Origin of the sequence: Actinosynnema mirum DSM 43827 (assembly GCF_000023245.1) — a bacterium.
GTDB lineage: Bacteria > Actinomycetota > Actinomycetes > Mycobacteriales > Pseudonocardiaceae > Actinosynnema > Actinosynnema mirum.
Window position 1 is genome coordinate 200,312 of the sequence record NC_013093.1, and the last position, 12,317, is coordinate 212,628.

Annotated in this window: 9 protein-coding genes and 1 tRNA gene; 3 read left to right on the top strand and 7 right to left on the bottom strand. The window is 69.9% G+C overall.

The window, feature by feature from the left end:
* Positions 1-2: 2 nt before the first annotated feature.
* The 4 genes from AMIR_RS00960 to AMIR_RS00975 form a co-directional block, all read right to left on the bottom strand.
* A complete protein-coding gene (locus AMIR_RS00960) occupies positions 3-380 on the bottom strand; it encodes a TIR domain-containing protein (RefSeq protein WP_012782824.1) in 378 nt (125 codons plus the stop codon).
* Between the two features lie 865 nt (positions 381-1,245).
* Positions 1,246-2,460, bottom strand: coding sequence for an ATP-grasp peptide maturase system methyltransferase (tgmC, locus tag AMIR_RS00965; RefSeq protein ID WP_012782825.1), 1,215 nt, complete (start codon positions 2,458-2,460; stop codon positions 1,246-1,248).
* On the bottom strand, positions 2,457-3,422 hold the full coding sequence (gene tgmB, locus AMIR_RS00970) for an ATP-grasp ribosomal peptide maturase (protein ID WP_012782826.1): 966 nt from the start codon (positions 3,420-3,422) through the stop codon (positions 2,457-2,459). Before tgmB ends, tgmC begins: the two co-directional genes overlap by 4 nt.
* Positions 3,422-3,727 carry a putative ATP-grasp-modified RiPP gene (locus tag AMIR_RS00975; RefSeq protein WP_012782827.1) on the bottom strand — a complete coding sequence of 102 codons (306 nt, stop codon included), beginning with the start codon at positions 3,725-3,727 and terminating at the stop codon, positions 3,422-3,424. The genes tgmB and AMIR_RS00975 overlap by 1 nt, the downstream gene beginning before the upstream one ends.
* Positions 3,728-3,918: 191 nt before the next feature.
* Between AMIR_RS00975 and AMIR_RS00980 the strand changes: the two genes are divergently transcribed.
* Both AMIR_RS00980 and AMIR_RS00985 read left to right on the top strand, forming a co-directional pair.
* Positions 3,919-5,124 (top strand): helix-turn-helix domain-containing protein, encoded by a 1,206-nt coding sequence (locus AMIR_RS00980; protein WP_012782828.1) that lies wholly within the window; start codon positions 3,919-3,921, stop codon positions 5,122-5,124.
* Between the two features lie 957 nt (positions 5,125-6,081).
* On the top strand, positions 6,082-8,547 hold the full coding sequence (locus AMIR_RS00985) for an endonuclease/exonuclease/phosphatase family protein (protein WP_012782829.1): 2,466 nt from the start codon (positions 6,082-6,084) through the stop codon (positions 8,545-8,547).
* 62 nt (positions 8,548-8,609) lie between these two features.
* On the opposite strand, the gene AMIR_RS00990 is transcribed toward AMIR_RS00985, so the two are convergent.
* Positions 8,610-9,017 carry a RidA family protein gene (locus AMIR_RS00990; protein ID WP_012782830.1) on the bottom strand — a complete coding sequence of 136 codons (408 nt, stop codon included), beginning with the start codon at positions 9,015-9,017 and terminating at the stop codon, positions 8,610-8,612.
* Positions 9,018-9,111: 94 nt separating this feature from the next.
* Here AMIR_RS00990 and AMIR_RS00995 point away from each other — a divergent pair, with 94 nt between their 5' ends.
* Positions 9,112-9,729, top strand: a complete 618-nt coding sequence (locus tag AMIR_RS00995) for a TetR/AcrR family transcriptional regulator (protein WP_041836502.1) — start codon at positions 9,112-9,114, stop codon at positions 9,727-9,729.
* A gap of 69 nt (positions 9,730-9,798) precedes the next feature.
* On the opposite strand, the gene AMIR_RS01000 is transcribed toward AMIR_RS00995, so the two are convergent.
* Positions 9,799-9,883: transfer RNA gene (locus tag AMIR_RS01000), tRNA-Ser, on the bottom strand.
* A 209-nt stretch (positions 9,884-10,092) separates the two neighbouring features.
* Positions 10,093-12,240: a methyl-accepting chemotaxis protein gene (locus AMIR_RS01005; RefSeq protein ID WP_012782832.1), complete on the bottom strand. Its 2,148-nt coding sequence runs from the start codon at positions 12,238-12,240 to the stop codon at positions 10,093-10,095.
* Positions 12,241-12,317: the final 77 nt, after the last annotated feature.

The window sequence follows — 12,317 nt, forward strand, 5'->3', positions numbered from 1 at the left end:
GGTCACAGCCCGTCGATGAAGTCTTCGACGGCCTTCCACGTCCAGGCAACGCACGGCGCCGACCCCATCACGGCGGGCTTGATGCGCTGCTCCTTGATGAAGATGCCCAGCAGCGGCTTGCCCTCCTCCACCGCGCACTCGATCTCCCACAGCTGTCCCTCGGCCTGCACGGTGCTCGGGCTGATCAGCGCGATGACGCCGTGCGAACGGCGCACCCGGGCCAGGACCCGCTCCTTCCACTGCGTCTCGTAGGGCTCCTTCACGGACATGTCGGTGTACTCGTACGGGGTGCGCGAGTTGAGTCGCTGCCCCACGAACAGGTCGCGGTCGCGCTCGTCCTCCATCGCGAACGCGATAAACACCGTCTTCTTGTCAGCCATCTGATTTCCTTCGCAACGCCTAGCAACTGAGACGACCAACTGCGGGTCGTCACTCTCGGTTGCGGGCGACACTACAGGGCTACTGCGGCAAATGGTCGCTCCTGCTTTAATCCTTTTGGGTGTATCTAAAAGGTTCCTGTGGCGGATCGACGTACCGCCTCTGGTTGGCGTTCGGGTCGGTCTCGGACGGCGACGTCCCGCCTCGTCCGTCGTGACCGGCGTTCCCCGCTGTGGTCGAAGTCCGGCTCAGCGTCCACGTATCCGGAGTTATCGGGTTACTACCTCCCTCGCGTCCGGTCCGCACGCCCTGGAACTGCGATGTCCTGGAGTCCGGGGTTGCCAAACTTTCGAGGTTTTAGGAGTGTCCTGCTGGCCGCGCGTACGGCGTCTTGGCCCTCGCCAACTGGTCACCCCGTGTGACGGCCCGTGGTGGGCTTCGGGTGCTGCTGTGTTTTGGGCTAGTGTCACGCCCTTGGCCGTGCTCCTAGCCCTCCTCGGCGCAGAGCGCCGTGACACCCAGTCCGCGTTACTTGCCCGCGTCTCGATGCCCGACGAATCCTGTCGGTCCGCGTTCTCCAGGGTCGGGATGTGGCTTCGTCTTGCCTGGAGAATCCAGGGCCCTCTGTGGGGTGTCTTCCCGGTGCCTGTGAGAGGCCGTGCACTTATGAGCGCGGCCTAATGATGCTGGCGTCTTCGTCACGCTTGCGTCGGTGATCCGGTGACAACCTTGACCGGAACATGGCAGGACTGTTCTTCCCTGCACCTGTTGGGATGCTAATGGGCGTGGGTGCAGTTGGAAGCTAGCCAGAGGGGCGTTCCGTGTCCGAACTAGCTTCTTGTTATCGTTTAAGTTCTTGACCTTTCCTTAAAGCTGCTTTGCCCACCGCTTCCCGTGAATCATTTCTGTTAGGTGAGTCCAATGCTGTTCGCTGTCGGGGCGGTCGTGCCAGAGGGTGTGGCTGTTCGGGGTGATGGTCAATCCGAACTGGCCCCAGTCCGGTCGGCTCAGGTGGTTCCACAGGTCGTGGGCGTTCTCCACCGCCTGCCAGAGCCGTTGTGGTCCGCCCTGGGTGACCTCGTGGAGCCCGTGAGCTCCGGCAAGGGCGATCTGCGCCCATGAGCCGTCCGAGGTTGAGAGGGTGACGGCAGTGGGTGGGCTGGTGGTGCTCGGCCCGGTGTAGCCGATTGTCACGTCGGCGTGCAGGTCGAGTGCGGCGAGGAACCACACCACCATGTTCTTCCACGGCGTCTGCGGGTCTACGGGACTCGTGGACTCGTGGACATCGGCGCTGTCACGTGCTGCTCTGGTCACCGGTTGCGCAGGTCCACCGGGCTGGTGGCGCAGCCCCATGAACGCCGCGTAGGTCGGGTCGAACCGGCCTTCAGCGCGGTGTTCCGAGGTGCGCGTGACCTTGACCAGGTTGCCCGCGTTCTGGGTGATCTTCAGGTCGGTCAGCACCGTGCCGCCTACCCGCAGCTGCTCGATCCAGGCCCAGGGGATGGCGGGCACGGCGCAGGTGGCGATGATCCGGTCGAAGGGCGCGTGCTCCGCCAGGCCGAGCGCCCCATTCGCGGCCACCAGTGTTGGCGCGTGCCCCAGCTCGGCCAGCCGCGACCGGGCCAGGTCGACCAGGTCGGGTTCGACATCGACGGAGAACACGTTCTCCCCGCCGAGCCGGTGCGAGAGCAGGGCGGCGTTGTATCCGGTGCCGGTGCCGATCTCCAGCACCCGGTGCCCGTCCCGGATGTCCAGGGCTTCCAGCATCCTGGTCATCAGGCCGGGCTGGCTGGACGAGGACACCACCCTGCCCACTTCGGCGTCCTGGCGCAGCGCGGTGACCAATGGCTTGTTGGAGTACACCGCGTCCAGCCACGCCGCCCGCCCCTCTTTGGTGCTGGTGCTGGACTCGACCCACGTCCCGTTCGTGTCCTGGGTGTGGAAGCGCGGCACGAGTACGTGTCGGGGGACGGCGCGCACCGCCTCCCGCCATGCCGGGTCGGTGAGCTTGCCTAGTTCGCCGAGCATGTCGGCCAGCGCGGCGGCGCGCTCGCGCCACTCGTCTTCAGGGACGGTCGTCACGAGGGCACTCCCGTGAGTAGGTCTGCCAGCGCCGCAGTGATCGGTGCACCGGTCTGGGATTCGAGCCACCCATACTGGCCCGCCGAGTTGCTCTCGTAGAAGACGAAACGCCCGGTGTCCCGCTCGATCCCGAAATCGAGTGCCGCATACGCCAGCCCGAGCGTCCTCATGTACGCCCTGACCCCGGCTTCCACCTCGGGCGGCGTGTCCACCAGCTCGTAGGTCAGGGCGTCGAAGTCCGCCCGCCAGTCCTCATGAGCGGCGGTCGAGTTCGCGGTGATCACGATGGTGAACATCCGTTCGCCCAGCACGACCACGCGGGCCTCCACTGCCTTGTCCACCCACGCCTGCGCCTGCAACGCGGTCGACCTGACCCCGCGCAGGTCGACCAGGTCAGCGGGCTGGAACCGGCGGGTGTACGCGACCTTGACCGCACCGCCTTCGGTCACGGTGTTCGGCCCGAACGACTTGTGCACCACCCCACCCGGTAGCGCCGCAGCGAACCGCCGCACCGCAGTCGGCGAGTTCGTCACCAGTGTCGGCACCACGTATAACCCGCAGGCCGCAGCGGTGGTGAGCTGCAACGGCTTGTACATCGCGTCGGCGGCCCGGTTCGGGTGGTTCACCCACAGCACGTCGGGCAGTGCCGCCAGCACCCCGCCGAACCCCAGCCGGGCCTCACGGTGCGCGTAGGCGCGCTCGACCTCGGTCAGATCGGGCGGGAACACGAACGCAGACGGGTCGCGGTACCAGACGGATCGGATGTCGTGGAGGTCGACCGTGCGGTGGTCGGTGGACAGGGTACCCGTCCACCGACCGTCGACCAGCTCCGCGTCGAGCACGAGCTGGCGTGGGAACCAGCTCGTGTCGGCGCGGAACACCTCGACACCCCGGCGGGTCAACTCGGCCACCACCGCGTCGGTGGGGGCGTCGGCTTCCTGGGCCAGGATGAGGACGGTCATTACTCCTCCCAGCCCCAGTTCTCCTCCGGACCCTCGTCGCCGTCGGTGGAGCCCTTGGTGGCCCACTCCTTGCCCATCGTCTCGATCAGCGGCCTGCGCTCGTTGTCGACCGCGAGCTGCCGGGTGGGGCAGTAGGAGACGGTTCGGCGGACCGGCGTCGGAACGGTCACGGCGAACCGCAGCCCGAACGGCCGGGTCTCGTCGGGACCGGGGGCGGTCGACACGGCGTGGGCGCGGATGGTGTTGCGGAGCTGGGAGCTGGACAGGGGGTTGGTGTCCACGAGGGTGCCGGGTAAGTCGGCCATTGCGGTGCCTCCTTCGGCTCAGGACTGCTGCGGGTCAGCGGCCCTGAGCACGAGACAACCGTGGTTCGGCCCCGTGGAATTGCACAGATGTTGCACAGGTCGGCACAGAGCGTCATCGCGACCTAGGTTCCGGACGGCCTCGGAACCTAGACTCGGGCCGCATCCGGCAAGCCTTCGAGAAGGGCGTGGCGATGGCAGCGAGTCCCCCGGCGACCGGCGAGAACATCACGGTGCTGCGCAAGGCCGCAGGGCTGACACAGCGCCAGTTAGCCACCCGCGCGAACATCTCCTTAAGCCTGCTGTCCAAGGTGGAGGTTGGTGATCGCGCCGCCAGCAACGCGCTGGTTGCCGCCGTCGCCCGCGCGCTCGCCGTGCCGATCGAGCGCGTCCACGGCCAGCCTTACCAAGCCGAGCACCGCGAGAGCGGGGTGGACAACGCCATCGACCGGCTGCGCGCCGCACTTCGCGGCTACGACCTGGCCCCGGATGAGAGCGTCCCGCTCCGGCCCGTCGAAAGACTCCGAGCCGACGTTGAAGGGGTGAGTCGGCGGCGGCGTTCCGGGCGCTACTCCCGGCTTGCGTTCACCCTCCCTGCCCTGCTGGAAGAGCTGACTCTTGCCCGGCACAGCGTCACCGGCGCCCGTGAGCAGGAAGAGGTCTTCGAGCTGCTGGTGATGGCGTTCTACGCCGCGCACGGCCTGGCCTACCGGCTGGGCTACGCCGATCTTGCCGAGTCGATCGAGCACAAGCTGGGGTGGGCAGCCGACCGGACCAGCGACCCGCTCGCCGTGGGACTGGCGCAGTGGACCAGGGTGAACGCCTTCCAGGCCGCAGGGGACTACGGCCGTGGCTTGCAGTTGCTCGACAACGCCCGCCACCAGCTCGATGAGCACGTGGACCTGACCGGCTCGGCTGCGGTCACCGTGTACGGCAGCCTGCACCTGCGGGCCAGCACTCTCGCTTCCCGTGCCGGTGACGCCGACACCGCCCGCGCCCACCTCGGCGCTGCCGCTGAACTCGGCGTGCGCGTCCGCCGCGACCGGGTGCACTACCAGCTGACCTTCGGTCCGACGAACACCGCGATCCACGACGTCGCCGCTTCGGTCGAGCTGGGCGACCCGGAACGCGCCGTTCGCATCGGTGCGGACTTCAAGCGGGGGAGCGGCCTGCCCGCCACTCGGATCGGCCACCTGCACATCGACCTGGCGCGAGCACACCTGATGCTCGGCGACCGGCCCGGCACCCTGCGCGCGCTGGAACAAGCCCGCCGCGCTGCGCCGGAGCAGACCCGGTTCCACCCGATGGTCCGGGAGACGACCCGCGTCCTGGTCAGCCTGCACCGCCGCAGCAACCCGGACCTGAGCAAGTTCGCCACCTGGATCGGGCTCGCTGACTGAGCTTCCGAGGCTTCCCACGCAGCCGCAACCGGCGTAACTGCCGTAACTTCCCTGGTCAGCCCTTTACGGTCGACATTCCGGCTTCGTAACCGGTTACCTACGCCGGTTTCGGTTCGTAACCGCCTTGACCTGCGGAGTTACGGCAGTTACGGCCTTTACGCCCCACGGTGAGGAGGGAACACGCTTGCGCTGTGCTGGCGGTGTCCGGGCTGCGGCGGAGCGGCCCGCTGTGGTTGCAGTTGTGGTTGCATTCATTGCCGTTCACGGCTGATCGCCGGGGGTCACGCTGTCTGACTGAGCAGCGGAAACGCGCCCCGTGACCCCTGCCGGTCACCGCCACGCCGACCTCGAAAGCGTGTGAGGTGAAAGCCTCCGTGGGTTCAAATCCCACCGCCACCGCCAGCCAGAGCGCCGGTCCCAAGCGGGACCGGCGTTCTGCTTTTCCGGGGTCGCCGCGTTCGCGCCGTGCCCCGAAGGGATCAGCGAGCGTTCGGCGTACGGGTTATCCACCGGGTCCGGGCGCATCAATTCCGCTTCGCCCGAGAATCGCGGAACCCCTGCTCACCGCCGCTTCGCCGCCCGCACCGCCATCAACGGTCACCCGTCCCGCCCGCCCCGAGGTGGAAAGCTGTCCCCACCCCGCCCGCCGGTCGCGCACCGGCAGCGGCTCACCCGGAGCGGGGAGCCCGAACGTGGGATGTGGGTGTGGGCGGCGTCGAGCATCCCGGTGCTGTCACGGGAGATCGGGCTCGGCCCTGCGGACTGGCGACCGTCCTGCACTGGCGCGCCAGCCGGTGCCTGGGAGGGGACCACCGGCTAGCGCCCGAGGCAGATCCTAGCACGTCCTCGAACACACGTTCGAGTGATTCCTCTGCCGTCAACCGTTAGTCACGGTGTCTTCCCACGTTCACCCGTTACGGGGAGGATCTGCGGACCCGCCAATTCACGGAGGACCCGTTGAGAACAACCCCGCTCCGCGCCGGTTTAGCCGCCGCAGCCGCCACGGTCGTGTCGATCGCGTCCGCGACACCCGTCACCGCGGCTCCCAGCCAGGACGCGCTCATCGCCGAGGTCTACGGCGGCGGCGGGAACTCCGGCGCGGTGCTGACCCAGGACTTCGTCGAGCTGGCCAACCGCGCCTCCGCGCCGGTCGCCGTCGACGGCTGGAGCGTGCAGTACCTCCCGGCCTCCGCCAGCGCCGCCAGCCAGTGGCAGGTCACCCCGCTCACCGGCTCGATCGCGCCGAACGCCCGCTACCTCGTCGCCCAGGCCAAGGGCGCAGGCGGCACCACGGCGCTGCCCACCCCCGACGCCACCGGCGCCACCGCGATGGCGGCGGGCGCGGGCACGGTCGCGCTGGTCTCCGGCACCCAGCCGCTGACCTGCAAGACCGCCGCCGACTGCGCCGCCGCCCCAGGGGTCAAGGACCTCGTCGGCTACGGCACGACCGCGGTCGTCCGCGAGGGCGGCCCCACGGCCACCCTCACCAGCACCACCTCCGCCGCCCGCCCGCAGCTGGTCGACAGCGACGACAACGCGGCGGACTTCACCGCCGGCGCGCCCACCCCGGTCAACTCCAAGGGCGAGGGCGTCGGCCAGAACCCGGACCCGGACCCGGATCCCGACCCGGACCCGCAGCCCGGTGACAAGCGCATCCGCGACATCCAGGGCGCCACCCGGATCTCGCCGCTGCTGGGCCAGAAGGTCACCGGCGTCCCCGGCCTGGTCACCGCGACCCGCGCCACCGGCGACCGCGGCTACTGGATCCAGGACGCCCAGCCCGACGGCGACCCCCGCACCAGCGAGGGCGTCTTCGTCTACACCGGCGACGCGGCCCCGACCGTGCAGCCCGGCGACTCCGTCCTGGTCGGCGGCACCATCGCCGAGTACCGCCCCGGCGGCGTCGAGGCGGGCAACTCCAACCAGACGCTCACCGAGATCACCGCCCCGACCACGTCGGTGCTCTCCAGCGGCAACCCGCTGCCCGCGCCGGAGAGGCTCGCGCCCCCGGCCGGTTACCTGCCGACCGCCTCGGGCGGCAGCATCGAGCAGCTCCCGCTGGAGCCGGACAAGTACGCCCTGGACTACTTCGAGTCCCGCGAGGGGATGCTCGTCGAGGTCGTCGACGCCCGCGTCACCGGCCCGACCAACAACTTCGGCGAGACCTGGATCACCACCCGGCCCCAGGACAACCCGACCGCGCGCGGCGGCACGGTCTACCTCGGCTACGACCAGCCCAACCCCGGCCGCCTCAAGGCCAAGGCGGGCAGCGCGACCCCGCCGGTGAGCGACGTCGGCGACGTCTGGAGCGGCTCCACCGTCGGCAACCTGGAGTACACCAACTTCGGCGGCTACACCCTGGCCACCAAGTCCGTGGGCGCGCACGCGCCGGGGGGCACCAAGCCCGAGGTGTCCGACGCGACCGGCAGGCACGAGCTGTCGGTGGCGACGTACAACGTCGAGAACCTGGCGGCCACCAACGACCAGGCCAAGTTCGACCGGCTCGCCGCCGCGGTCGTGGCGAACCTGCGCAGCCCGGACGTGGTGGTGCTGGAGGAGATCCAGGACGACAACGGCACCGCCAACGACGGCACGGTCACCGCGAGCGCGACCTACCAGCGGTTCACCGACGCGATCGTCGCCAAGGGCGGCCCGCGCTACCAGTGGCGGCAGATCGACCCGGTGAACAACGCCGACGGCGGCGCTCCCGGCGGCAACATCCGCGTCGGGTTCCTGTTCAACCCCGGCCGGGTGTCCTTCGTGGACCGCGCGGGCGGCGACGCCACCACGCCGGTCTCGGTCGTGAAGAGCCGGGGCCGCGCCGCGCTGTCGGTGTCGCCCGGCCGGATCGAGCCCGCGAACGAGGCGTGGGACGCGAGCCGCAAGCCGCTGGTCGGGGAGTTCTCCTTCCTGGGCCGCACGGTGTTCGTGCTCGCCAACCACTTCAACTCCAAGGGCGGCGACCAGGCCATGCACGGCCGCTACCAGGAGCCGGTCCGCTCGTCCGAGGAGCAGCGCCTCAAGCAGGCGACCCTGCTCAAGGGCTTCGTGGACGAGGTGAAGTCGGTCGACAGGGGCGCGAACGTGGTGCTCGCGGGCGACCTGAACGACTACCAGTTCTCCCCGGTGGTCGCGAAGCTCACCGAGGGCGGCCAGGTGGTCGACCTGATGTCCACGCTGCCCGCGAACGAGCGGTACAGCTACGTGTACGAGGGCAACTCGCAGACCCTCGACCACATCCTGCTCAGCTCCAACGTCAAGCGGTACCGGTACGACGTGGTGCGGATCAACGCCGAGTTCGCCGACCAGGCCAGCGATCACGACCCGCAGGTCGTGAAGATCAGGCCGAGCACCGGCAACCAGCTGCTCGACCACCTCGTGTTCGGGCTGGAGGACCTCGCGGACCTGTTCCACCGCCCCTGACGGGGTGACGGCCGAGGGCCCGGTGGCACCGCGCCGCCGGGCCCTCGGCCGTGCTCGGGGGCCTACTCGACCACGGCGGTGGCCTCGATCTCGATCAGCAGGTCCGGCTCGGCCAGCGCGGCGACGCCGATCAGCGTCACGGGCGCGAGCGAACTCCCGCCGAGCCGCGCGAACGCCCGGTTGACGCCCTCCATGAGCACGGGCATCAGGTCGAGCCGCCAGTCGACGACGTAGATCGTCAGCTTGGCGAGGTCGCCCAGCGTCGCGCCCGCGGCGGCGAGCGCGGTGCCGACGTTCAGGTAGGCCTGCTCGGCCTGCGCGGCCAGGTCGCCCTCGCCGATCCGGTTGCCGTCGCCGTCGCGCGCCACCTGCCCGGCGACGAACACCAGCTTCGCCCCGGCGCCGATCGCCACCTGCCGGTAGACCTCGACCTGCGGCAGCCCGTCCGGGTTCACCAGCGTGATCGCCATGCTTCTCGACTCCTCGTAGCGCGGGGCCCGACCCCGTGCGGGGCAGGCGCACCCCACACTACATAACAAAGCTATGCTATGTATCTTGGTGCCCATGGCGAGGCAGAAGGACCCGGCGGTCCGCACCCTCCTCGTGGAGCGCGCCGCGCACATGCTGCGCGTCCGCGAGCCGATCACGCTCCGCTCGCTCGTCGCGGGCACCGGGGTGTCCACGATGGCCGTCTACACCCACTTCGGGAACATGGACGGGATGTGGATGGCGGTGCGCCAGGAGGGCTTCACCCGGCTCGCCCGCCGGTTCGCCGAGGTCCCGGTGACCACCGACCCGGTCGCCGACCTGACCGCCCTCGTCGCCGCGTACCTCGGCAACGCGCTGGAGCACCCCGACCTGTACCGGGTCATGTTCGACGCGAACTTCGACCTGGAGGACCTGAAGGCCGCCGACGCCACGCTGGAGCACATGGTCCAGGCGGCCCTGCGCGCCCAGGACGCCGGCCGCTTCCACGCGGGGACCACGCCGCTGGACCTGGCGACCCAGAGCTGGGCGGTGGGGCACGGCGTGGTGTCGCTGGTGGCGAACGGCCCGCTGCCCCGCGAGACCCTCGCGCACTGCCCGGTCCTGCTGGAGGCCCTGTTCACGCGCACCGGCGACGAGCCGGGCCGCTGCGCGGACTCGGTGGCGCGCGGCTGGGACCCGGCGCTGGCCGGATAACCGCAGGTCACGGCGGGGTCCGACAACGCCAGAGGCCCGGCACCACGTGGGTGCCGGGCCTCTGATCTGCGGAGGATACGGGATTTGAACCCGTGAGGGGGTTAACCCAACACGATTTCCAGTCGTGCGCACTAGGCCACTATGCGAATCCTCCGTCGATGAGCCTACCGGAGGAGGGAGTCGCCGACCAAAACGGCTGGTCATCCCGCCCGTTCGCGGAAGCCGGGCGCGTTCGGGCGCTCGCCCCGACTTGCCCGCCACCGGCCGGTTCCCGCCGAGGCCCTGGAACCCGAAAAGCACCGTGGGCGCCAGGGGAATCCCCTGGCGCCCACGGTGGTCTCGAAACCCGAACCGAACCCCGGATCAGAGCGTGAAGCGCCCGACCAGGTCGGTCAGCTGGCGGGCGGTGCCGCTCAGCTCCTCGGCCGCGTCCGCCGACATCCGCACGGCGTCCCTGGTGCTCTCGACGGTCGAGCTCACCTGGTTCAGCCGCACCGCGATCTGCGAGCTGTGGTCCGACGCCAGGCTGATGCTGCGGTTGACCTCGTCGGTGGTGGCGGACTGCTCCTCCACCGCCGCCGCGATCGCCGACTGCGACTCGTTCACGCTGTCGATCGCCGTGGTGATCGCCGCGATCGACTCGATCGCCTTGGTCGTGCCCGAGTTGATCGCCTCGACCCGGCGCGACACGTCCTCGGTGGCCCGAGCGGTCTCCTGCGCCAAATCCTTGACCTCGCCCGCGACGACCGCGAAGCCCTTGCCCGCGTCACCGGCCCGCGCCGCCTCGATGGTGGCGTTCAGGGCCAGCAGGTTGGTCTGCTCGGCGATGCTGCTGATCGTCCGCACCACGTCGGTGATCTCGGCGCTCGCCGCGCTCAGCTCGGCGATGACGTCCGACGCCTGGCGGGTGCGCTCGACGCTGTCGTGCGCGGTCGCCGCGGCGGCCTGGGTGTTGCGGGAGATCTCGGCGATCGCGGAGCCCATCTCGGTCGAGCTGTGCGCCACGGTCTGCACGTTCCTGGTCACCTCGGCGGCGGCCTCGGCGGCGTTGCTGGTCTGCTCCGCCGCGCTCGACGCCGAGTCGGACAGCTTCGCGCCGGTCGACGACACGTTCCGCGAGGTCTCCTCGACCCGCCTGGACGCCTCGGAGATGCCGGACATCAGCTCGCGCAGCTCGCCGACGGCGGTGTTGAGCGCGGTGCCCATCTCGCCGATCTCGTCGTTCCCGCCGACCTTCGCCTGGACGGTCAGGTCGCGCTCGGACAGCGCGGTCAGCGCGCCGGTCAGGCCGCGCAGGCGGGCCGTCATGCGGCGCGCCCAGATCAGCGACACCAGCGCGGCGGCGGCGGCGATCAGCACGGCGGCGACCACGAACGCCCACAGCATCGCGCTGCGGCCCTGCTCGACCTCCTCGATCGCGCCCGCCGAGTCGGGGCCGTACGAGGAGACCGCGATGGCCCACTGGTACGGGCCGTAGTAGACGACGTTGGTCGGCGAGGCCGCGGCGGGCTCGCCGTCGAGGCCGGGCAGCTGGTAGACCGCGTTGAAGACCTGGCCCTCGCCCAGCGAGGTGGCCTTGGAGACGATCTCGTCCACGTACTTGACGCCGTTCGCGTCGGCCGCGTCCGCGTTCGTCGTGCCGACGTCCTTGCCGCCGGTGGAGGCGATGATCCGGCCCTTGTCGGCCGCCGCGGTGCTGTAGACGGTCACCCGGCCGTTGGCGCCCACGGTGGTGTCCGAGATGGCCTGGGACAGCTGGGCGATCGCCTTGTCCTGCGGGATGCCCACGTACAGCGCGCCGATGACGTCGCCGTTCGCGTTCTTGATCGGGTCGTAGGCCGCGATGTACCAGGTGTCGACGACCTTGGCCACGCCCCGGTACGAGGTGCCCGAGTTGATCGCCTTGGCGACCGCGTTCGGCGTCCCGTCCTGGGCGGTGGCGGGGATGTAGGTGCCGATGGCGCGCTCGCCCGCCTTGTTCGGCACGTTGGTGGCCACGCGCAGCAGGTCGCCCTTGTCGTCCATCTTCTGGAAGACGGTGACGGTCGCGCTGACCATCGAGCGGATGTCGTCGACCAGCGGCGTCGGGGTCGACTGGTCGCGGTTCTGGCCCAGCCAGGCCCCGGAGACCTCGGCCCTGGGCAGGGTGACGTCGGTGGCCTCCTGCGTGAGCTGGTTGACGGCCTTCCACGAGGTGGTGGAGGAGTCGTCGAGGCGCAGACCGCCGCGCTGCGCCAGCTCGGCGTTCGCGACGTTCATGCTGCTGTTGACGCTCTCCTGGATGGCCTCGCCCGCGGTGCGGGTCAGAGTGCTCACCCCGGAGGTGACGTGGTCGGTGTCGGTCTGGATCAGCTCGGCTACGTTGCCGGCCGCCGCGGTGCTGAACTTGTCGCTCTGCCAGGCACCGACCACCACGAGAACACCGGCGGTGGCGATGACCGTGCCGATGCTCAACGCCAGCAACCGGTGACCGAGCCCCAGGTTGAGCGGGGTCACACGTGTGCGCTTCATGTTCCGTAAAACGGCAGTAAAAGGGCCCTGCTGAGCCAAAAAGCACCGGGGGTGCCACCTGAAGAGGTGACACCCCC